Source organism: Planococcus kocurii (genome assembly GCF_001465835.2).
Classification (GTDB): domain Bacteria; phylum Bacillota; class Bacilli; order Bacillales_A; family Planococcaceae; genus Planococcus; species Planococcus kocurii.
Genome location: NZ_CP013661.2, coordinates 1402706 through 1425744 on the forward strand (window position 1 = coordinate 1402706; position 23039 = coordinate 1425744).

Consider the following 23039-nt stretch of genomic DNA (forward strand, 5'->3'; position numbering starts at 1 on the left):
TAAAAATACAAGGGATCACAAAATGCATGATCCCTTGGCCATTCTTCATTTTATTCTTCTTCTGAGAAACCTGGATCTGTTTTATTCAATAATGCTTGGACAGCGGTTAGGATAATCCATAACGTAAAGACGAAGATGATAGCTCCAAATATGAACAACAGCATACTTGGCTGCTCTGCATACCACGCCCACTGCAAAAACACTTGCTGGAACATCGCCCAAAGCGTCATAAACATAAGGAAAATCATCGGGATGATAGTGATCATGTAATTTCGCCCGAGCTTCTTAAGCCATATGGAAATTAACAATAAACTAATACCCGCGAGTAACTGATTGGCTGTTCCGAACAATGGCCATAACAAGTAACCACCTGACCCAAATCCGTTTGGTCCTTCAGGAAGCAACACTAGTGCTGCACTTGCTCCAACGGCAAGTGTCGTCGCGACGTGTTTTTTCTCAAGAGATGGAATTTTGTATTCGACACCTAATTCCGAAATGATGTAACGCATTAAACGAACCGAAGTATCCAAAGTTGTTGCAGCAAATGAAACAACAATAATCGAAACAATTGTTGAAGCGATTTCCGGCGGAATCAGCAATCCTTGAGCTAAATTGGTAGCACCTTCGATAAAGGCCCCTAAACCAGCTCCATTAGATGCTTGGAAACTGCTATAAGTTGCAAAGAACGATTCACGGTCGGGGAATAATGTAATAACAGCAATGATGGAAATCAATGCCAAAATCCCTTCTCCAATTGCCCCTAAATAACCGACAAAGCGGGCGTCTGTTTCTTTATCCAACTGTTTTGAAGAAGTTCCGGAAGAAACAAGTCCATGAAATCCTGAAATTGCACCACAGGCAATCGTGATGAACAACAACGGAAACCAGGAGATATCGGCATCTGGATTGGTCATTGGTGCTGTGATTTTAGGGTTCGTAAATAACAAACCAAGATAAAGAATACCAAGCCCAACGATCAATTGATGAGAGTTGATAAAATCACGCGGCTGAAGTAGTTTCCAAACCGGTAGAGTAGAAGCAATATAAACATAGATCATCAAAACAATAATCCAAATAAAGAATGCGGTGGAAATCGGATCGAGACCGAATATTCCAGTGCCATTTTCTCCACCCATGTATTGAACAAGATCAATTTGAAGAAAGCTTATTTGGCTGGCGGCGATAGCGGTTATATACATAACTGCCAAAGCAAACAACGAAGGAATAAGCATTTTCTTATTTTTCTTATAAACAGCATGACCAATCCAAACAGCTAAAGGAATCTGAATAAATACTGGCACAACGCTAGCTGGATATGAGATAAATAGTTTAGCAATCACCCAAGCAAATACTGCGTTGACCATTAGCACTAAAATTAAAATGATAAACAAGAACAAAACTTTTCCTCGTTGACCAATCAACCGGTGTGCAAGTGTTCCGACTGATTGTCCTTTGTTTCGAACTGATAAAACCAATGTCCCGAAATCGTGAACACCTGCCGCAAAGACTGTACCGAAAACTACCCATAACACTGCCGGTAGCCATCCCCAATAAACAGCAATAGCGGGTCCTAAAATCGGCGCAGCTCCAGCAACAGAAGTAAAATGGTGCCCCCATAAAACAAATTTGTTGGTCGGAACAAAATCGACGCCATCTTTAAAGCGATGTGCAGGAGTAACGTAGTTCGGATCAAGTTTGAAAATCTTTTCTGCTATAAATTTGGAATAAAAGCGATAACCTAGTATAAAGATGAAAATTCCGATAGCAGCAAGTGCAATAGCATTCATGAATCCAGCTCCTTCTCTTTTTTTACAAACGCTAAAAAATCGCTTGTATGCCAATCATAGATGATTGTCAAAAGAATGTAAATGTTCTGACAAATATTTCTTTTATTTCACAAATGCTACAGCTGTACACATGTATTAAGAACTTCCCTCTCTCTTACCCACCTAGAATTGGAAACAAAGAAATCACTCCGACAGTATACACGTTGTAACAGTAATTACAGAAAAATTATTGTCATTTATTCAGATAGGAAGTTGCAAACGATTAGCCTGAGCAATGTTTCTTGAAACTATTGAACAGCCTGTCTTTGTTCGTACAGCATTAATTTTGTAAAAATAATTTCAAGAATAGGAACAGAAAGCTGCACTTCTTTAGCTTTCCCAAGTAAGTAACCTTGCAAATGTTCGGCTTCCGTAGGCTGCATTTTCTCAATATCACGTTGCATGGAGGACTTCATTTCCGCTGACATATCATTAATCCGTTGGAATTGTGTTTCAGCAATTGCTGGTGCGATTGGTGCACCTATTTTTTCCATAATAGCTACAAGTTCTTCCAAAAACACACGGATAACGTGTTGTCCTGTTTCAAGATCTCGTATAGGTCCGATAGACGTCTCCATCATTGATGTAATGCCAGACATCGCTGTGATGAACAAATATTTATGCCACATATCTTGATTGATGTCATCGCTCTTAACGAACTCTGCTTTGGTTCCTTTAAAGGCCAACTCTAATTTGCCAATCCGTTCTGTCTGTTGACCTGTTCGTTCCCCGTAAACCAATTGATGGACAGGACTGGTCTGGACAATTGTGCCGTCGTCCGCCAAAGTCGATTCGACAAAACACAAGCCTCCAAGAACTTTTTCTTCTCCGAATGCTCGGATTAGTATCTGTAAGTGAGCAATCCCATTTAGCAAAGGCAGAATCATGGTTTCTGGACCGACGAATGGCTGAACATCTTCGATTGCAGTCGTAAGCTGATAGGATTTAGTAGAAATGAGCACAACATCAAACGGCTTGCTATTATCACTTTTAGTAATTAACTTCGGTGAAAATTGTAAATCTCCATTTTTGCTTCGAATGTTTAAACCTGTTTGTTGCAATATTTCTTTTTTGTTTGCTCTTACAAGAAACGTAACGTCTTCTCCTTTTTCTACTAAACGACCACCAAAATATCCACCAATTGCACCTGCTCCAACAATTAATATTTTCATTTTCTCACTCCTTGTCTATACTTTTTTCATGTTGCCAAATCCCATGAATTATTTTGCGCGTACATTCTTTTGTACCGTAGATATTCCAAGTGTGCCAACCCTCTTGCATAATCAAAAGGATAAGGATGGTAGCAAGTCAACAGTATCTCGATGACATTTTTGTTCGCTAATTCAGATTCCGACAACCTCCACGTTAGGTCATTGTTTAAACCTGCGCCGAAAACTATCCAACTCTCACCATGTTCCGCTAAAAAGCAATTTACACGATTTAACCAAAAGGACAATTCAATTTAAATTAGTTTAACTCCGAGCATCTCAAGCATGGGGATGGGATTGAAACATGTTACAGACAGTTACTATGTCATGGCTTGAGAACCAATTTCCCAATGGTTTTCCGTCCTTGCAGCGAATAATGCGCTTTGGCAGCTTCAGCAAGTGGATAAGTTCCACCAATCGTTAAAATCAATTCACCAGTCTTCATATAAGCTAATAGTTCACTAAAACTTTTTTGAATCAATTCAGGGTTGCGCATAATCTGTGGTAAGAAAAAGCCGATAACAGATTGATTTTTACGCATTAATTGGCCTGGATTAAATGAAGCTTGTTCTCCACTGGCTGCTCCAAAAATGACTAACCTACCAAATGGAGCAAGACATTTCACGGTTTTATTAAATACTTCACCACCAACCATTTCGAGTGCTAAGTCGACACCTTTACCGTCCGTGATAGCTTTTATTTTATCTACCCAGCCTTCTTCTGTGTAGTTAACTAGATGGGTTGCTCCCATTTTTTGTGCATGAAATAGCTTTTCTTCAGTGCTAGCTGTCGCAATAATTTTTCCTGCACCAAAAATCTTTGCTAATTGCACCGCGATTGCACCAACACCGCCTGCAGCAGCATGGATCAATACAGTTTCTCCTTTTTCAAGACGCCCCATAGTTTTCAATATATGATAAGCACTTAATCCTTGAAGCGGCAAGGCGACCGCTTGCTCAAAACCTACACCTTCAGGAACTCTTGTTAAAACACTTTCATCAACTGCAGCGTATTCGGCATACCCTGCGGAGCCGATAAGTGCGACGACACGATCACCTACCTTAAACTGTGATACATTTTCTCCAAGTTCAACAATTACACCTGCTACTTCAGATCCAGGAATGTAAGGCAATTCTGTTGGTACCACGTACTTTCCTTCACGTCTCGCCGTGTCTGCATAGTTAACACCAATCGCTTTTACTTTAATAACCACTTCTCTAACACTTGGATCTGGTTTTTCAGCCTCAACCCATTGCAAAACATCTGGCCCACCATATTCTTCAAATTTAATAACTTTCATCTTAAAGCCCCCCTAACAAATATAACGATCTGCACTCAATACATTTTGTGCTATTTGACGTTTAATCTTATTCAAGCCACCCCGCTGTAGCCGACTCAATTCATTGGTCACAGCGGTAGTATTACGAACCAATTGATCTTCTGGAGAAGCATATTGCAGCAATTTGCGCGCATTCATTTCTACTTCTAGCAATGCATCCCCACTCAACGCCTGCACCAATGGCAGTTTCTGTGCAGATAGCTGTTCCTTATCTGTTGCTATTGCTTTCGCGGTTCGAATCACTGCCGATTCCAAAGCATATAAAGCAATTGCGATATCGGCCAACATCATCAGAATTTCTTGTTCCTCGCTCAGTCGACTGCCATATGCTTGATACGCAATTCCTATGCAAAACAAGAAGATGCGGCGTATCGCCTCTACGCTTTCTATTTCCCGGGAAATAGGACCATCTGCTATTTTTAGAGGCGACCCCATTTCTTCAATAGTTGAAGCCACCAGTTGGGAAAGCGGTACTTCCCCTTTCGCTGCCAACTTCAACAAATTTCCAGGTATCAACAAGCGGTTCACTTCATTTGTACCTTCAAAAATTCGGTTGATTCGTGAATCTCGGTACAATTGTTCTATTTTGTATTCTTTAATATAGCCATATCCCCCATGCAATTGAAGTGCTTCGTCCGCAACAAAGTCAAGCGTTTCCGAGCCATATACTTTACACACTGCACACTCGACTGCATATTCCATTAACTGTTTAGCAATTACGCCATGATCTTGTGATTCATAAAGATTACCAAGCGCGTCTTCTAAGTACCCCGCTGTCCGATATTGCAACGACTCAGAAGCATAAATACGTAATGCCATATCCGCTATTTTTTCTTGCGTAGCTGTAAATTCAGCAATCGCTTTACCAAACTGGTGACGTGCTTTGGTATATTTCAGTGCCAACTCTAGTCCGTATTTTGCTGCGCCCATGCAGGCAGAACCCAAATTGAAGCGTCCCAAATTCAAGACATTCAAAGCGATCATGTGGCCTTTGCCGATTTCACCAAGCAGATTTTCTACTGGTACTCGACAATCTTCAAAAATGACTGCACGCGTAGAAGAACCTTTGATGCCCATTTTCTGCTCTTCAGGTCCAAGAGATAACCCGGGGTAGTCTTTTTCAACGATAAATGCCGTAAACGCTGTGCCATCTACTTTTGCATAAACGATAAAGGTATCTGAAAAATCCGCGTTTGTGATGAACATTTTCGTTCCATTTAATAGGTAATGAGTCTTTGCCTCATCGAGTTTAGCAGTGGTTTTCGCAGAAAGAGCATCCGACCCTGCCCCGGGTTCAGTCAGACAATACGCACCGATAAATTCACCAGAAGCGAGTTTTGGCAAGTACCGCTCTTTTTGCTCTGCTGTTCCAAAATAGGTAATTGGCAAAGTGGCGATACATGTATGATTAGAATGCGCTACGCCATAGCCTCCTGCTGAACCAAGCGATTCACCAACTAGTCCTTTGCTTATTTTGTCTAGACCTAGCCCCCCGTAAGCTTTTGGAACACTATGACCGAGCAAACCCAGTTCGCCAGCTTTTTTAAACAGAATTTTGACCAAGCCAAAATTCTGTTTTTCGATTTCATCATTATTTGGCCGTACCTCTTTTTCTAGAAAGCGAGTAGCCGTTTTAGCAATCAATTTATGTTCATCAGTAAAGTCTTCCGGTGTGAAAAAGTGTTCAGAGGATTGATAAAGAAAAGCTGCCCCTTTATATGTTGAGGTTTTAGTTTCCACGGTGGCTTTCCTCCTTGATCAAATACTTTTCAAGTTGCTGGCGTTTTTCTTCAGGTAAGCTTTCGCTTTTTTGTGTATCAAAGTTAAAATGGACGGCATTTGCTCGCCCTTTTGCAATCAGTTCGCCACTCTCTGCATCTTTGATTTTATGTACTAACTGGAAGCTTGAATTCCCAATTTTACTAACTTCTGTTTGAACGATTAACTTTTGATTGTAATAGCCTTGACTAACAAAATCACAAGAAATTGAGGCAAGAATAATCTTCCAGTTATTGAGGTCGCGTCCAAAGCCAAGTTCCGCAAAAAAATCTGTCCGCGCTTCTTCTAGGTATATGAAATAACTAACATTATTAATATGGCCCAATGCATCTGTCTCGCAAAACCGTGTCTTCACTGGAATTTCATATGCCATTTCTATTTCCTCCTTCATCTATTAAACAATGCCATTAAAAATTAAATCACTGTATACACGCGCCAGCCGATCTGCTGAAATTTCTCCAGATGGATTAAACCATTGATAACTCCAATTAGTAACACCTAAAATGGCAAAAGCAATTATACCGGGCTCAAGCTCTTTCTTAAATTCATTTTGAGCAATGCCTTCACTTATGATGGCTTCCAAGTTTTTTCGGAATTTTTCACGCTTTCTTTTTACCTCTCGTGCATTGTCTTCACAAAGATGGCGCATTTCTCTGAAGAATACTTTGCCACTCGGTCCATGATTCGCGATATCTATAATTAGTAACGCGATAAGCTCTTCTAGCTTTTTACGGTTGCTGAGCTGATTTAGACGAACTGTTTCCTGACGTTCTAGTAAATCATCAATATAACTTACGTGAATATCCATCAACAATTGTTCCTTGCTCGTGAAATAATAGTAGAAGGTCCCTTTAGTTACGCCTAGAGTTTCGACAATATCTTGTATAGATGTCTCACTAAAACCTTTTTTTTCAAACAGAAGAATGCTTTTTTGTTTAATGTCATTTTTCATGATTATCTACCACCATTCGTTTTCCTATAGCTCACAGCACATGCATACCTCCGTCAACGATTACGACATCTCCGGTGATATAATCAGATGCCTTCGATGCTAAAAATACAGCAGTCCCTTTTAAGTCTTGTTCTGTCCCAAAGCGATTTAAAGGCGTTCTGGATAATAACCCTTCCTGACCTTTATCCATCACTGCTTTTGACATTTTGGTTGGGAAAAATCCAGGGGCAATCGCATTGACATTGATATTATGCTGTCCCCACTTTGCAGCCAAATCTTTCGTGAAAGTAATGACGGCTCCTTTACTGGTGTTGTAGCCAATCGTATCCATTAACGTTGGATCAATTCCACCCAATCCGGCAACTGATGAGATATTGATAATTTTTCCGCTCTTTTGTTGGATCATCGCTTTTCCGACTTCACGACTCATCAGGAATGTGCCCGTAACATTTACATCCATCACTTTTTTCCAGGCATCTATCGGCATGTCAACAACAGGTGCCCCCCACGTGGCTCCCGAATTATTGACCAAAATATCTATCGAACCAAACGTTTCTAGTGTTTGTTGCACAAGGTTTTCTACATCAGACTCATTGGTGACATCACAGGCCAATGCTAATGTAGCGACTCCCATCTTTGCTAGTTTGTCTGCTTTTTCCTGACAGGCCTCTACTTTTCGCGAACACAAGACAACGTTAGCTCCTGCCTCAGCAAAAGCTTCTGCCATCATAGCCCCAAGACCTCGGCCACCTCCTGTCACAATTGCCGTCTTACCATCTAGCTTAAATAACGCCATTACACTCATTTGTCATCCTCCTAACTGCTGATCGACCCTATACTAACTAGTCGGTATGTTCAGAATACTTAAAATTTATGTTACCGCTTCTCATTTTGTATTGCAAGAAAGGATTTCATAGTAAGTAGAAAGGTTATCCCAAGAGAGCATGAACAATGACTTTTTAAGTGCAGCTCCTTTTGCATGCTACAGAACAAACTGATGTTCATTGCGACGTACGCTTCCTCGGAAGTTGCCGTTTTCATTGCCGTCAGCTGCTTTCTATATTCTCGGCGGCAGTCAAAAAACAGCCAGAGAAAAAGAATCCTTTTTCTCTGGCTGTTTTATGTAAGAGGCTTATGGGACAGACCCAGCTTTTCATTTTCATTAGATGTTCACTATTTTTTCTTTGCTGGTGTTTGTCGCTGCCTTCATCTATTCACCGAACATCGTAACTTTTAGTTTGTTATTCGACTCGCATTTAACCATTCAACTTTCTAACATATTCGAAATTTGATGAAGATCGATATTCCCACCAGACAAAATGACCGCAACCTTGTCATTTTTGCCCCCTACTTTCCCAGACATGACAGCAGCGAGTGCAGCGGCTCCTGATGGTTCGACAAGTTGCTTTGTACGTTCCATCAAAAATTGAAGAGTTTCTATTATCTCAGCTTCTGTAACCAGAACGGAATCATCCAAATGCTCTTTCAAAATAGGAAAGGTTAAATTACCCGGTTGTAAAGTACGCAGTCCGTCAGCGATAGTTGAAGTTTCGGAAATTGCGGTAATTTCCCCTTGTCGAAGTGATAAAAATGTATCATTTGCTGATTCAGGTTCGACACCTACCACTCGAACTGTCGGCTTCATGTTCTTGACCGCACAAAGAACACCAGCCATCAAGCCACCTCCTCCTACTGGCACAACAATAACGTCAACTTCCATTACTTGTTGTAAAATTTCAAGTGCAACAGTGCCTTGCCCAGCGATAACAGCAGGATGATCATACGGGGGTATATATACTCCATTATTTTCTTTTGCACGTTGCTTAGCTCTTGGTATTCGATCAGCGGATGTTAACCCGCAATATTCAACTTCTGCACCGTATGCTTTAATAGCTGAGACTTTGGCACGATTCGCATCTTCTGGTACGACAATCACTGCGGGTATGCCCAGCTGATTGGCAATATAGGCAACTGCTTGCCCATGATTCCCTGACGACGCTGCTGTGATAAAGCACGCTCCTTCTGCCATTGCTTGCTTGACTGCATTGGCAGCTCCTCTTATTTTGAAAGAACCCGTTTTTTGGAGATGCTCTGCTTTTAAATAAACTTCTCTGTCACAACGGACGTTTAAAAGTGATGATGTTAAAATCGGAGTTTTATGGATAATATCGTTTATCTCCTCATGTGCTTTTTTTACGTCATTTAAGCTAACCACCTTGTTCACTTCCTCTCTTAATGATTGAATTTTTCTATATGGACTGTATTTTATCATACTCACACTCAAGTAAATTAACTATTACAGTAATTCAGATCATCAGTAAGTACTTGCCGTTGTCACTTACAAACGGCTTGAGTATTCAATCCTTCTTCTTTCATGTAGACTAAAATTTCAAATCTTTTAAAGGGAGTGAAAAAATTGTTGAAGCGATTAGTCGTCACTGGTTACAAACAGCACGAACTAGGAATATTTGACGAAAAGAATCCCGGTATTCGCTTTATTAAAAAAGCGCTAGAAAACAGATTCCGTGTGTTACTTGACGAAGGGCTCGAATGGGTTATTTTAAGTGGCCAGCTTGGTATCGAAACTTGGGCTGCAGAAGTCGTTCTTGAGTTGAAAGAAGAATTTCCTCAATTAAAATATGCGTTGTTAACACCGTTTATCGATCAAGAAAAAAGATGGAACGAAACTAAGCAAGAAAACTACCGAATGATCATCGACAGCGCCGACTTCCATCGCAGCTTAACTAGTAAGCCTTACGAGGCGCCTTGGCAATTTATCGAGAAAAACAAATTTTTTCTGCGCAATTCTGATGGCATTTTAATCGTCTATGATGAAGAAACTGATGGTTCTCCAAAATTCATAAAAAAAGAAGCCGAACGTTACGCAGAGACAGCAGATTATGAAGTACTAACGATAACTGGCGATGACCTCCGCGTTGTTGCAGAAGAAGAACAAATGGAGGAGTGGCATGATTAAAGACGAGTGTGCCACAGCGGTTGACTATAGACCTGCTTTTAGGTACCCTTAAAGGCTATGTTAAAAATTTCCTCAGGAGGGTTCTATGAAAAAAGCTTCGAAAGTCTTTTATATCACATTTGCACTAGTAATTTTAACTGTTGCTTTTGGCGTTATCGCGCCGCAAGCCTTTGAGTCCGCCACTGGAAGTATCCGCAATTTTATCAATACAACATTCGGTTGGTATTATTTATTGATCATGGCAATTCTCATGATTTTTGTCATCATTATCATTGTGAGTCCTTACGGCAAAATTAGACTCGGCAAAGATTCCGATCGCCCAGAATTCTCAACATTCAGCTGGATTTCAATGTTGTTTTCTGCGGGTATGGGGATTGGTCTCGTCTTTTATGGCGCTTCGGAACCCTTATCTCACTTTGCTGTTCAACCTGCAACTGCTGTTCCAGGAACTGATGAGGCATTTAAGGAATCCTTGCAACGAACTTTTTATCATTGGGGGATTCACGTTTGGACGATGTACGGAATGGTTGCTTTATCTTTAGCCTTTTTCCAATTTAGAAAAGGCCAACCTGCATTAATTTCGTCAACATTAAAGCCAATTTTTGGTGATAAAATGAATGGTCCGTTAGGAACGCTTGTTGACGTGCTTGCTGTTTTTGCTACCGTATTTGGCGTAGCAACTTCACTTGGCTTTGGTGCTGCTCAAATTAATGGTGGACTCGCTTATTTATTTGGCGCACCTCAAACCTATTGGGTACAGATGGCAATTATAGGTGTGGTCACCATTCTATTCATCATTTCAGCATGGTCAGGACTTAACAAAGGCATCAAGTATTTGTCTAATACCAATATGGTCTTAGCCGTCGTTCTTTTAGTAATGGTGTTAATATTAGGCCCAACTCTGTTAATCTTGAATATGTTCACAGAAAATTTCGGAGAATATATTCAAAACCTAATTAGCACAAGTTTTAAATCTGCTCCATTAAATGCGGAAAACCGTAGTTGGTTGGACGGTTGGACTATTTTCTACTGGGCATGGTGGATTTCATGGGCACCATTTGTCAGTATGTTTATCGCGCGCGTCTCTAAAGGCCGCACCATTCGCGAGTTTCTGACAGGTGTCGTACTTGCGCCAACGATTTTTGGATCGATCTGGTTTGCCACTTTTGGAACAACCGCAATCAATTTCCAAAAGAGTGGTATAGATTTAGCTTCTTTCCCAGCTGAACAAACTTTGTTTGCGATGTTCAATGAGATGCCTTTTGGGTTTATCATGTCAATTGTCGCTATTTTACTGGTCAGCACATTCTTTATCACATCCGCTGATTCAGCCACTTTTGTGCTAGGAATGCAATCAACACGCGGTTCACTACTGCCCAGCAATCAAATCAAAATTTTATGGGGAATTGCTCAATCGACGGTAGCTGCAATTCTATTATCCGTAGGTGGTTTAACCGCAGTACAAAATACCATCATCGTTGCGGCATTGCCCTTCTCTTTTGTCATTATTTTAATGGTCATTTCTTTATTCAAAGCATTAAATTCAGAAATGGACATGATAAAAAATAAAAAATAAAAAAAGTCGTCTTCGGGAATGTTTCTGAAGACGGCTTTTCTTATTGATTAAACCAAGAAAGTTAGGGTAAGGATAACTATACTATACATTTGGAGGTGTTCTAGTCATGCAGACAGAAACTCAAAAAGTGATACAGGAATCATTAGATGCCTTGCTAGAAAATGATTCATTTTTACCCGACCTAGAAAATCGCAGACAGGCATTCACTTCACTAAGTGCAATTCTTTCCACCCCCGACAATCTACATAAATCTTTTCTCAGGATTCCATTAGATGATGGAAGTGTGGTCCGAATTCCTTCTTATCGCGCACAGCATAATAATGCAATGGGTCCTTATAAGGGCGGTATCCGTTTCCATGAAAGCGTCAATGAAGATGAAATCATCAACCTCGCTTTTTTGATGACTTTAAAAAATGCTCTTCACAAAGTACCCTTTGGAGGAGCAAAAGGTGGCATCGTCATCAATCCGAGGAACTACTCAGAAAAAGAACTCAATCTCATTTCTAAAGAATATGTTCGGTATTTCACAGATGTTATCGGTCCTGACAAAGATATTCCTGCACCAGACATGGGTTCGGGCGAACGAGAAATGGACTGGATGATGGCAGAATATAAGGAAATCCATGACGGCACCCCTTACCTAGGAAGTTTTACTGGTAAAAGTGTTGTAAATGGTGGTTCACTTGGCAGACGTGAAGCAACTGGCAAAGGAGTATACTTTACATTCCGTTATTTACTTCATGATTACGTGAAAGCCAATGAGCAAATGCTTGCCCAAAGCGACAACCTTTTTGCCAAAACGACATTAGAGTTATACGACCGGCCATTAAAAATGGCGGTTCAAGGATTCGGAAACGTGGGCTCTGTAGCCGCCCTCGAAGCCTATCACTGCCATTTAATCAAACATAAAATTGTCGCTGTTAGTGACCGCAACGTTACTTTATACAATGAAGACGGATTGGATATACCTACATTAATTGAATTCGCCAAAACGAATCGTGGTGATTTACCATCCACAGAAGAGCAGCTGCAAAACGCTGCTATTAAGGCTGAAATCAAAGATCGTGACTGCCTAGTTACGTTACCCGTGGATATCTTGCTTCTCGCAGCGTTAGAAAACCAAATTCGAAAAGACAATATGGCAGACGTTCAAGCACGAATCATCATTGAAGGCGCGAACGCTCCGACTGCACCAGAAGCTGATCAATACTTGAGTGAGCATGGAGTCGTTATCATTCCTGATATTCTGGCAAATGCCGGGGGGGTCATTGTCTCTTATTTTGAGTGGCTACAAGGACGTGAAACTCAATTTTATGACGAAGCCGAAGTCTATCGGCTATTGATAGACAAAATGAAAGAAACGATGGACATGATTCTCCCGCAGTACTATGGAGATCCATTTGCTCTTCGTCAAAACTGCTTTATTCACGCGGTTATGCGATTATCGACTGTCATTTATCGACAGGGTAAGCTTTATTAAACGTAAACAACGCACAGCCTTATCAAGGGCTGTGCGTTGTTTACGTTTCTGACATTCTGCGTTGATGAGAAATTTCATATGCATGATGCCGGAAGTTTAGAATTCGATCTTCTGAACATTCGAGCCCTGCTGTCATAACAGTCGGGTCGAACAAAATACCTTCTGCCTCTGGTGCTTTTTCCGTTATTTCCAAATAACCAACCGTTAGTCTTTCCCGAGTTTTTGGCCATTCTTTCGTCGGATCATCCGTGGGGTCTTCCGATTGACCTATTATGACATCAAGCTGGAATTTTACAGGACCTTTTGCAATCCGGTCTTCCATGTCTGCTTCGAAAAATCCGACCGGTAAAGCGATTGCGTCAAGCGGAGACAAAGTTTCTACTCCATTTTCCGGTTCCCAAAGATATTTAATCGGCTGCTTTTGACTTTGTTGGCTAATCAAATAAAACGCATGAATGGAATGGTACTGACCTGTAGAAAAACTAGAAGGCGCCTGCATTTTTCGAATATTATTGAGCATCGCCCCACTTTCAGGATAATCAGCTAATAAGCTTACCAGCTCTTTTAAACTAGGCTTTCCTTTTTTAAACGACTTTACCACGCCAAGCATTTCAGAAAAGATTTCAGGTGTTTTAGCAAAAAAAACAGGAGAGGTGACACCTACGATATTCGTCATTTCACCATCCGGCAAAAGGAATTGAACGGCCATTCCTTTGACTGGAGACATCGCATCAGCCCATGTTGGATCTGGAGAAAAATGTGAAAATCGGACAAATGCTGCGGTTTCTCCTTTTTGGAAATGGGGCGCTACAGTTAAATGACTAGCGGAACCGTTTGCTATAAAACGAGCCTTATAGCTTTTTCCTCTTGCATGAGCTCTCCGGTAACCTGTTGGGACATCAAACACCTTTTCAATTTGATCAATAGTGGTCTTTGCCAGTTTTTTCATTTCATCACCTCTTATATCGTTGCATACCCTTTTTTCTGCTTTTAACTTCTTCATTTAGATGAACATAAATGAATATTCTTTTTCCTAAAGGGAATACAGTAAAAGACAGTCGGATAACTAGTAATCGGAGGAGGGAACGTTAGTGGATTTCATACAGGAAAATAAAAAAATCTCAGCAATTGAAAATTCCGAAGAAATAGCATTTTTAAGCTATACAACAAAAAACGAGGTACTAACTATCGATCATACTGAAGTGTCTCCACAGTTAGAAGGGCAGGGAATCGGTCAAAAACTAGTTGCACAAATTGTGGAATACGCCCGCAGTGAAAACAAAAAAATAGACCCCCAATGCCCATTTGCCAATAGCGTTATCGAAAAAACACCCGAATTCCAGGATGTACTGGAAAATAAATAATCACCCGCCTAGAGCAAGAACTTGCTTTAAGCAAAGTAATTTTTAGATATCCAGCCAAGTGCTGGAAAAATAACCGAACTAAAAGGCGACCCGCAATGGGGTCGCCTTTTATACTCTCTATCTAAATTCGCCATCCGTGATGTTATACAAATAACTCCAGTTATCTGCTTTGTACAATTGGTGAAAAGTAAGTCGCTCTCCTGTACCCAGAATCACTTCTTCTTCAACTATCGCCACTACCATTGCCGTTCCTGTATTATCCAAGTTCAAGTAGACATCTCCAATAGAAGGGCGAATTGCGTTTTTCTCACGCAGTACTTCTTCTAATTGAGCGTCTTGCTCGAGCTGTTCAGCCGACACCTTAGATTTATCAAAGTAAACGATATCGTTGCTACTCGCTTCTTCGCCAGGTGTCATCACGAGAAATTCTTTTGATTTCACCGTATTTTGACGCGTCGTAATAACGTTTTTCCCTTCAACCGACTCAACTCTTTCAAATTCATTGAGCGAGTAATGATCCATGTAATCCGGATCTGGTTTAGTGATTAAGATATAGCCGCCTTCTTCTGCCGGCTGATTTTCACGCAAAGTAAATCTAGAACCAAAGAATAAGAAAGAATCCATGTGCTTTGGTTTGTAGAATGTGACTTCGTCAGCTTTGCTTGAGACTTGCTCCATATCTTTAACACGGAACATCAGTACTGACCTTTTAGCCAGCGGTTTTACAGAATAAACTTTGTGCAATTCATTTTGGTAATAAACGAATTGTCCTTTTCGTACTTGCAATAACTTCATAATTCATCCTCCGATACTATTGTTGCTATGCCTCCATTCTAGAGGAAAAATGGGCAGAAGTCCATGCAGGTACTTGAATAGTTTGGTATGCTACTATCACTAATCTATTTATGGTGGAGGTGCCTATACATGGACTATGAAAATCGAGATGAATACATCATTAAAAAATACCAACAAGATGAACAAATCATGGTACAACTTTTTGTTCAATGGTGTATAAACTATCAACTAAACCCCGCTGAACTTTATCAGCGTGCATACCCACAACAATTACAAAGTTCTGTCCTGACTGTTGCAATCGATCAGGCAGATGGCGAAGAACTGGACCTTAGCCACGAAACCTTATTGGATGTTCTCCAAATGTTTGGAAACGATGATTTGGCTTTTGTAGTTTCAGAAGAAATTGAAAAACTTTCAAAAAAATAAAAGATCGAGTGCCTACGCACTCAATCTTTTATTTTTTGCGTTTCCGCAGTTCTTTAGCTTTCATTTCAATGTAACTCGTCTGCAGATTTTCGTACCGGTTAGATGCAACATTGCTATAGATTTTATCAAACTTCGAATCCTTTTCGGCCGGTTCAATTTCTGCTTCAATTTCTTCCGGTTCTATAGGTTGTGAACGTTCTTCTAGTTCTTTTTCTTTTTTATCCTCCATCATCGTCAAGCACTCCTTTTTCTAATCCACTTCAATTTATTTAGCAAAAGAAGCCGGCATTACTACTGCCTTGACCTCGCCTGTTGCACATAGCGTTTCACCTGCGAAGACCTCTATCTTCACCTTAAATTTCTTTGGATGAATTTCTTCGATTTTGCCAACTGCTTTTAAAACAATTCCTTGAGGTGTCGGTTTTAAATAATCAACCTGTAAAGAAGCTGTAACAAAACGTGGCGGTGCTTCCCCACTTCCTGGCTCAAAACCGTTTTTTCGGTGCAGTGCTAACGACGCCGAACCCGTTCCATGACAATCAACCAACGAAGCAATCAATCCTCCGTAAACAAATCCAGGAATTGCTGTATGTACTTGTTTGGGTCTATATAAAGTAACAGTTTCTTCGCCGTTCCAGGCTGTACGGAATTGATGACCTTCTGTGTTGAGTCTACCGCAACCATAACACCAGGCAAAGTCTTCTGCATATTCGTCCTGTATTGCCATTATTGAATGATTCTCCACGACTAATTCCCCCTATTCCTTTTTTAGCATTGAACATACCTTACATAAACTTTAACTTTTCAAAAGTCTATACAAATAGCCTACACTAAAAAACTGATATTTCAAAATCCAAAGGAAAAAGCATGATCCTTTTCATCAGATCATGCTTTTTCCTTTTTCCATCCCTCGAAAACCCTGAGGGAGTTTTGCACGCGGAAAATCCTATTAAATTCTTTCTACAAACTGTACATCTCTGACGAATACGAAACTCTCGTCATTGCAGTTTAGTTACGCTGACTGTCATTCGCCAATAAGGCAATTGCATTCACATCAATATCTCAGTGAATTTTTCGGTACTGCAGTCAGGCTTTCAAATGCACTTCCACAAAAAACTTACGGCTTACTGTTTGAAACACTTACCGGATAGAAACCTGAATAACGATGGTCCCTGACAAGAGTAAATATCGTCAGTAAAGCAAATTTCCCGCCAAGGCTGTGCAATTTCTCGTCCGAAGGCGATTCTGGATCGAATCCAGTCGTATTCTTCTGACGGTGATTCCGCCTTGTATTTATATAGTACCACCATTAATCTATAAATAAACCTACTTTTTAAAATTTTTTAATAAATTCTGAAATTTATTTTTACATTTTTATATTTGCCGATTATACTAGTAATTAGTTCGAAATCCGTAATACATAGAGGAGAGATTATATGGTTACAAGTTTACCCCCGCGTTCAACTATACCCGTCGAAGAGACATGGGATTTATCCAGTTTATACAACAGCTCTGACAATTTCAATCTGGCCTTAGAAAGTCTCGAGCAAGAAGCCGAAGATCTAAACCAAAAATTCCAAGGGCAAATTGTCAATGCGTCTACTATCATTTTAGTGTTAACAGACTACATGGCTTTTCTAGAAAAGTTAGTATTGTTAAGCACTCATGCAAATTTGTCAGCCAGCACAGATCAAACAGACGATAAGGCTCAGCTGCAATCTAGTAAGTTTGGCGCAGCTGCCGCTAAAATTGGCAGCACACTTTCTTTTATTACTAGCGAACTTCTCACTTTGCCGAAAGAAACAGTAGAGCAAGCAATAGAAGAATCAGCAGAATTTAACGTATTTCTTAAAAAACTTCTCCGAAAAAAACCTTATCAACTGCATCCAGAAGCAGAAAAAAGCTTGGCCGCTTACTCATCGACATTTAACGCACCTTATGGCCTTTACAATACAACAAAAATGGTCGATATGAACTTTGAGGATTTTGAAGTAAACGGTCAACAGTATCCACTTAGCTATGTCTCTTTCGAAGGGGATTGGGAAGCAGAACCGGATACAGAAATTCGTCGTGCAGCATTTGACGCTTTTTCAAAAAAACTAAAAGACTATCAGCATACGACGGCTAAAACTTACGATATACAATTGCAGACGGAAAAAACAACAGCAGATTTACGTGGTTATGACAGTATTTTTGACTACCTTCTTTTTAACCAAGAAGTAAATCGCTCTCTTTATGATCGCCAAATTGATTTAATCACAAAGGAACTTGCACCTCATATGCAAAAATACGCCAAACTATTGCAGAAAGTCCATGGACTGGATCGGATGACTTTCGCCGATTTGAAAATTTCGTTAGATCCGAGCTACGAACCCGAAATTACGGTTGAAGAATCCAAACAATATATCGATGATGCTCTTGCCATTATGGGTCCGGATTATATTGAAATGGTCGATCGCTCTTATTCTGAAAGATGGATCGACTTTGCCCAAAACAAAGGGAAATCTACCGGCGCTTTCTGTTCGAGCCCTTACGGAAATCATCCCTATATTTTAATTTCTTGGACTGGTCGCATGAACGAAGTCTTTGTGCTGGCTCACGAACTTGGCCACGCGGGTCACTTCTATAATGCCAACCGAGAGCAGAACATTCTTAATGCCCGGCCGTCTCTTTATTTTATCGAAGCACCTTCTACAATGAATGAAATGCTTGTCGCTAATCATTTATTGAAAAATTCGGGAGACCTGAAATTTAAACGCTGGGTAATTTCATCAATCGTCGCTAGAACCTATTATCATAACTTCGTTACACACTTACTTGAAGCTGCTTATCAGCGCAAAGTGTATGAACGGATTGATGCGGGGCAAAGCGTCAATGCGGGAATTCTGAATACGATTAAACGCAGTGTTCTGGAAGAATTCTGGGGAGATGCTGTCGACATTACAGATGGCGCTGAATTGACGTGGATGCGTCAGCCTCACTACTACCTCGGCTTATATCCGTACACTTACAGCGCGGGATTGACCATTTCCACTCAAGTATCCAAGCGAATTCTAAATGAAGGACAACCAGCCGTAGATGAATGGTTGGAAGTTTTAAAAGCCGGCGGCACTAAATCACCAGTAGAACTTGCACAGATGGCTGGAGTCGATATCACGACAGAACAACCATTACGCGACACGATTTCCTATATCGGAGAATTGGTTGACGAACTCGTCCGTCTTACTAACGAAATCGAAGCGGAATAACGAAAAGCGTAAGCGCCCGTGTAGATTCGACGGGCATAAGACAAACCGGCGAAGCGGCGCACTTTGCCGCACAGCTGGGTTGGCTTATGTCCCTAGAATCTGGGCGCTGGAGTCTGGACATAGAAAAGCGCAAGCGCCCGTGTAGGTTCGACAAGCGCTGGAAGCTTGGGCAGTCATGGCGTTTTTCAGCCATTAGTGGCCAAGCTGAAGCGACTCGAGGGGCTGGGCGCTGGAGTCTGGACAATAAGAAAAGCGCAAGCGCCCGTGTAGGTTCGACGGGCATAAGACAAACCGGCGAAGCGGCGCACTTTGCCGCACAGCTGGGTTGGCTTATGACCCTAGAATCTGGGCGCTGGAGTCTGGACACAAAAAAGCGCAAGCGCCCCAAAGTCTAAAAAAGAGCCTTACGCAAAGTAGCTGCGTAAGGCTCTTTCCATTTTCATTTTTTCTGCCACAATAATAGCTGCTCTACAGCAATGGCGATAATGGTACCGGTGATTAAACCATTTGATAACGTAGCTGCCACAACAGAAGGCAAGTTCGCCATGCTTTCAGTCGGTACAAACATGATGCCAACACCGCTCATCAGACCAAAAGCTACTACTTTATAAGCACGCTGTTTATTTGTTTCATATTCTAGTTCAATAAAGGCCATTTCCACCATTTTGGTGAATACTGCAAAAATGACAGCGTACGCTACCGGCGCTGGCAGCGAAGCAAGAATTGCCATGATATCCGGAAAAAAACTAATCAACACAACAATCACACCGCCAAAGATAAAAGGCTTTAGCGCTGGTGTTTTCGTGGCACTAACAAACCCAGCCGCTCCAGAAATAGGTACAGGTCCAATTGAAGAAAATAATCCAGCAATAATATGATTGATTCCTGATGCTACGGATGCTTGCTTAATACGATCGGGTACCTCAATTGAAAAAGAATTCTTCAAAACACTCTCCATCACACGAATTGATGCCATCATATTGGCAATCAGCAAAATCGTCAAAAACAAGGCTGTGACGAACATCCCACTATCCCAAATCAACGGTCCAAAAACTAACATTTCCGGCATGGAAATTAAGTCACTAGTGGTGTTTTCAGCTTCTGGCAATTTGCCAATCACCCAGAAAATCAACCAACCTGCAGCAATTGCAAACAAAACAGAATAACGGCTAACCCAAGCTGCTTTGTGATTCATAAAAAAGAAAGTCAATACGATGATCACAATACTGCCTATTAGTACGACCCCATCCACTGGGTCGCCTTCTGAAACGATTCCAAATAGGCCAGTCAAAATCGACTCACTAATTTGAAGCACCAACAATAATAAGTAAACAAAAGTAATGGTTGGTGTAAAGAGGACTTTCAGCTTATCAACTAAGCCTGTATAAGCAAACACAATAAACAAAACACCACTGTATAATAAGCCGCTTTGCAACGCTTGGAGAGATGCTTCCATAGTTGAATATAGTATTCCAACCAAACTCGCATAAACAATGAAAACTCCCCACCATAACCCGGCCGGTCCTTCATTAATTGGCACTCGGTGCCCGATAAACGCTTGTACTAAACAAGCAATTCCGAGTACGAATATAGTTCGTTGCACAAATAATGCCGCATCTGTCGTGTCCATACCGAAGATGCCGGTAATTGCGACTGGTGCTGCAATGGAAGAGGCGATCAGGAAAACCGCCCATTGCACTCCACCAAAAATATTTTTCATAATCAATTTCTCCACTTCTTGGCTGTTATCAATGATTACAGTATACACCTATTGAAACATAAAAAAAACGAAGTCCTGACAGTTGTCAGGACTTCGTTTTTTTATGTGCTGCTTTTTTTTCGTTCGCTATGCGTACCGCTTCTTGTGGATCTACGACATCTTGATCTGATTTTCCAGCGTCAAAACCATCTTTATATACTGCCGGATAACCTTGTTCTTCCAGTTGTTTCACTTGTTTACGAGAAGCTTTAACTAATAACCGAACAATCAGCACGGACAAAATAAATATAATAACGACAGAAATAATCCCAGGGATGTATTCCGATTTGTCTTCAGGAAAATATAAAAAATCCATTGTATTGATTCCCACCTTTAAACCTCAAGTTTCATCTTATTATACATGATTCATAAGGCTATTCTTTTACGGAACGTGAACATTTCATGGCAAGTTCTTTTGATCCTCCAAGAGTTTCATACTAATGAAAAAGCCGACTTCACGTGAAATCGACTTTTTCAGGCTATTAATGATTTTCAGAAACCACAGTAAATCGCTTGTTTTCATGTTCACCGCTTTCGATTTCATCAACTACGGCAATTGCATAGTCAGCATAGCTAATATAGCTTTTGCCTTTACGGTTAACAATAAACCCATCGTCGCCTTTTTGGTAACGACCTGTACGGCGTCCATCGGGATCGAAAAATGCCGCGGGACTTAAAAATGTCCACCGAACTCCCTCTGACGCTTCTAAATCGGCTAGATTCTGCGCTTGTCCTCTCGCGATTGATTTAAAAGCTTCAGGAAACTCAGGGGTTTCAACCAAGCGAGTTGTCCGCGCTTCATCAACGAACAAACTACCGGCGCCTCCCACTACGATCAAACGAGTTCCTTGAGTTTTTTTCAATGCTTCTATTAAAATTCTTCCAGCTTCAATGTGCTGCTTAGCCTTTTCGGGTGGAACACCAAATGCATTAACTACAACATCGAATGGCGACAAATCTGCTGCCGTTAAACTGAAGACGTCCTTTTCAATCACTGACACGTCTGGGTTTTCGACTTTCTGTGAATTTCTGACGATGGCTGTTACTTCGTGACGTCTTTTTAACGTTTCTTTTAAAATCAGATTGCCCGCTTTTCCTGTAGCTCCGATAATTCCTATTTTCATTTACCTCTCCTCCAGTCTCTATTCCCTATATAGAAAACAATAGAATCCGTTTGCACTGCTTTAGCAGATTTTTGTCAGACTCTTCAACGAGCTATTGAGTGGTTCACTGGAAATTTATACAGTAGCAACAGTAAAGCGATTTGCGGCTTGTTTGAGAATTTCAAACGAGCGTTTTCTTTTCTCCTGATCGTAGATATAAGAAACCGCAATTACTTCATCGATCTGCAAGTCGGCTACAAACGTTCCCAAACGCTCGCTTATCGTTTCTTCATCACCTTTGAACGTGTATTGCGACATTCCCCGCACCATCATTTCCTCGCGGTAACTCCATTGTCCGTCCATCGTATCAAGTGGCGGCTTCAATAAATTCTTACTACCTCTTACGACATTCAAATAAAATTGATCAGCAGACGTTGATAAAATTTCAGCTTCCTGATTGGAGTCAGCTCCGATAACGTTGACGCAAACCATCACATACGGTTCAGCCAAGTATTCAGAAGGTTGGAAGCCGTTGCGGTAAATTTGTAAGGCTTGTTCTAGTTGTTGCGGTGCAAAATGAGCTGCAAATACGTATGGCAGACCAAGACGTGCTGCAAGCTGTGCACTAGAAGTACTAGAACCTAAGATGTAAATCGGTACTCCCGTTCCTACGCCTGGATGCGCCCGGACAGGATCTTGTTCTTCAAGAGAGTTTAAATAGCTTTGCAATTCGACAACATCTTGCGGAAAAGCAAATGCCGTTTCTTGCGTCGTTCTGCGGAGCGCATGCGCCGTCTGCATGTCTGTACCTGGTGCTCTGCCAAGACCGAGGTTTAAACGGCCTGGATGCATCGTTTCTAAAGTTCCAAATTGCTCTGCGACAACCAATGGCGTATGGTTAGGTAGCATAATGCCACCCGAACCTACTTGAATAGATTCGGTGTTTTCAAGCACTTTAGAAATCAATATTGCTGTAGCAGAACTTGCTAGTGTAGCTGTATTGTGGTGCTCAGAAAGCCAGAATCTACTGTATCCTAGTTTTTCTACGTACTGGGCAATCGTGACCATTTCATCTAATGCATCTTTTGTCGTTCCGCCTTCACGAACTGGAACTAAATCCAGAACGGAAATTGGAACCGAATCTATAGGTTGTGTCATCGTCAAACTTCCTTTCAGCTTTCGTATGCTTTAAGGATAGAAGTAAACT

The 23039-nt window shown here is 41.0% G+C and carries 22 protein-coding genes; 6 read left to right on the top strand and 16 right to left on the bottom strand.

Annotation, left to right across the window (positions count from 1 at the left end; genetic code table 11):
- Positions 1-50: 50 nt before the first annotated feature.
- The 8 genes from AUO94_RS06885 to AUO94_RS06920 form a co-directional block, all read right to left on the bottom strand.
- A complete protein-coding gene (locus AUO94_RS06885) occupies positions 51-1787 on the bottom strand; it encodes a carbon starvation CstA family protein (RefSeq protein WP_058386526.1) in 1737 nt (578 codons plus the stop codon).
- Between the two features lie 287 nt (positions 1788-2074).
- Positions 2075-2998 (bottom strand): ketopantoate reductase family protein, encoded by a 924-nt coding sequence (locus AUO94_RS06890; protein WP_058386527.1) that lies wholly within the window; start codon positions 2996-2998, stop codon positions 2075-2077.
- 361 nt (positions 2999-3359) lie between these two features.
- On the bottom strand, positions 3360-4334 hold the full coding sequence (locus tag AUO94_RS06895; protein WP_058386528.1) for a quinone oxidoreductase family protein: 975 nt from the start codon (positions 4332-4334) through the stop codon (positions 3360-3362).
- A gap of 12 nt (positions 4335-4346) precedes the next feature.
- Positions 4347-6113, bottom strand: a complete 1767-nt coding sequence (locus AUO94_RS06900) for an acyl-CoA dehydrogenase family protein (RefSeq protein WP_058386529.1) — start codon at positions 6111-6113, stop codon at positions 4347-4349.
- Positions 6103-6525: an acyl-CoA thioesterase gene (locus tag AUO94_RS06905; RefSeq protein WP_058386530.1), complete on the bottom strand. Its 423-nt coding sequence runs from the start codon at positions 6523-6525 to the stop codon at positions 6103-6105. The genes AUO94_RS06900 and AUO94_RS06905 overlap by 11 nt, the downstream gene beginning before the upstream one ends.
- Before the next feature lie 21 nt (positions 6526-6546).
- The gene (locus AUO94_RS06910; RefSeq protein ID WP_058386531.1) at positions 6547-7104 is read right to left on the bottom strand and encodes a TetR/AcrR family transcriptional regulator; all 558 of its coding nucleotides are present in this window, start codon (positions 7102-7104) and stop codon (positions 6547-6549) included.
- A gap of 31 nt (positions 7105-7135) precedes the next feature.
- The gene (locus AUO94_RS06915; RefSeq protein ID WP_058386532.1) at positions 7136-7909 is read right to left on the bottom strand and encodes an SDR family oxidoreductase; all 774 of its coding nucleotides are present in this window, start codon (positions 7907-7909) and stop codon (positions 7136-7138) included.
- A gap of 459 nt (positions 7910-8368) precedes the next feature.
- Complete coding sequence (locus AUO94_RS06920; RefSeq protein ID WP_058386533.1) at positions 8369-9319, bottom strand: threonine ammonia-lyase; 951 nt, start codon at positions 9317-9319, stop codon at positions 8369-8371.
- Between the two features lie 201 nt (positions 9320-9520).
- Between AUO94_RS06920 and AUO94_RS06925 the strand changes: the two genes are divergently transcribed.
- The 3 genes from AUO94_RS06925 to AUO94_RS06935 all read left to right on the top strand — a co-directional run bounded on the left by AUO94_RS06925 (position 9521) and on the right by AUO94_RS06935 (position 13137).
- Positions 9521-10081: an SLOG family protein gene (locus AUO94_RS06925; RefSeq protein WP_058386534.1), complete on the top strand. Its 561-nt coding sequence runs from the start codon at positions 9521-9523 to the stop codon at positions 10079-10081.
- A gap of 85 nt (positions 10082-10166) precedes the next feature.
- Positions 10167-11657 carry a glycine betaine uptake BCCT transporter gene (locus AUO94_RS06930; protein WP_058386535.1) on the top strand — a complete coding sequence of 497 codons (1491 nt, stop codon included), beginning with the start codon at positions 10167-10169 and terminating at the stop codon, positions 11655-11657.
- A gap of 106 nt (positions 11658-11763) precedes the next feature.
- Complete coding sequence (locus AUO94_RS06935; protein ID WP_058386536.1) at positions 11764-13137, top strand: Glu/Leu/Phe/Val family dehydrogenase; 1374 nt, start codon at positions 11764-11766, stop codon at positions 13135-13137.
- 40 nt (positions 13138-13177) lie between these two features.
- Here AUO94_RS06935 and AUO94_RS06940 read toward each other — a convergent pair whose 3' ends face one another.
- Positions 13178-14086, bottom strand: coding sequence for a catalase family peroxidase (locus AUO94_RS06940; RefSeq protein ID WP_058386537.1), 909 nt, complete (start codon positions 14084-14086; stop codon positions 13178-13180).
- 142 nt (positions 14087-14228) lie between these two features.
- Here AUO94_RS06940 and AUO94_RS06945 point away from each other — a divergent pair, with 142 nt between their 5' ends.
- Positions 14229-14501, top strand: coding sequence for a GNAT family N-acetyltransferase (locus AUO94_RS06945; RefSeq protein WP_058386538.1), 273 nt, complete (start codon positions 14229-14231; stop codon positions 14499-14501).
- 117 nt (positions 14502-14618) lie between these two features.
- On the opposite strand, the gene AUO94_RS06950 is transcribed toward AUO94_RS06945, so the two are convergent.
- On the bottom strand, positions 14619-15296 hold the full coding sequence (locus AUO94_RS06950; protein WP_058386539.1) for a hypothetical protein: 678 nt from the start codon (positions 15294-15296) through the stop codon (positions 14619-14621).
- Between the two features lie 129 nt (positions 15297-15425).
- Between AUO94_RS06950 and AUO94_RS06955 the strand changes: the two genes are divergently transcribed.
- Positions 15426-15722: a hypothetical protein gene (locus AUO94_RS06955; RefSeq protein WP_058386540.1), complete on the top strand. Its 297-nt coding sequence runs from the start codon at positions 15426-15428 to the stop codon at positions 15720-15722.
- A gap of 28 nt (positions 15723-15750) precedes the next feature.
- On the opposite strand, the gene AUO94_RS06960 is transcribed toward AUO94_RS06955, so the two are convergent.
- Positions 15751-15954: a hypothetical protein gene (locus tag AUO94_RS06960; RefSeq protein WP_058386541.1), complete on the bottom strand. Its 204-nt coding sequence runs from the start codon at positions 15952-15954 to the stop codon at positions 15751-15753.
- A 33-nt stretch (positions 15955-15987) separates the two neighbouring features.
- On the bottom strand, positions 15988-16449 hold the full coding sequence (locus tag AUO94_RS06965) for a PaaI family thioesterase (RefSeq protein WP_058386978.1): 462 nt from the start codon (positions 16447-16449) through the stop codon (positions 15988-15990).
- Between the two features lie 709 nt (positions 16450-17158).
- On the opposite strand from AUO94_RS06965, the gene pepF reads away from it, so the two are divergent.
- On the top strand, positions 17159-18970 hold the full coding sequence (gene pepF / locus AUO94_RS06970; RefSeq protein ID WP_058386542.1) for an oligoendopeptidase F: 1812 nt from the start codon (positions 17159-17161) through the stop codon (positions 18968-18970).
- Positions 18971-19409: 439 nt separating this feature from the next.
- Here the strand turns inward: pepF and AUO94_RS06980 are convergent, their stop codons facing one another.
- The 4 genes from AUO94_RS06980 to AUO94_RS06995 form a co-directional block, all read right to left on the bottom strand.
- A complete protein-coding gene (locus tag AUO94_RS06980; protein WP_237150189.1) occupies positions 19410-20738 on the bottom strand; it encodes a purine/pyrimidine permease in 1329 nt (442 codons plus the stop codon).
- Between the two features lie 37 nt (positions 20739-20775).
- On the bottom strand, positions 20776-21045 hold the full coding sequence (locus AUO94_RS06985) for a hypothetical protein (RefSeq protein ID WP_058386545.1): 270 nt from the start codon (positions 21043-21045) through the stop codon (positions 20776-20778).
- A gap of 166 nt (positions 21046-21211) precedes the next feature.
- Positions 21212-21853: an NAD(P)-dependent oxidoreductase gene (locus AUO94_RS06990; RefSeq protein ID WP_058386546.1), complete on the bottom strand. Its 642-nt coding sequence runs from the start codon at positions 21851-21853 to the stop codon at positions 21212-21214.
- A 114-nt stretch (positions 21854-21967) separates the two neighbouring features.
- Positions 21968-22990: an LLM class flavin-dependent oxidoreductase gene (locus AUO94_RS06995; protein WP_058386547.1), complete on the bottom strand. Its 1023-nt coding sequence runs from the start codon at positions 22988-22990 to the stop codon at positions 21968-21970.
- Positions 22991-23039: the final 49 nt, after the last annotated feature.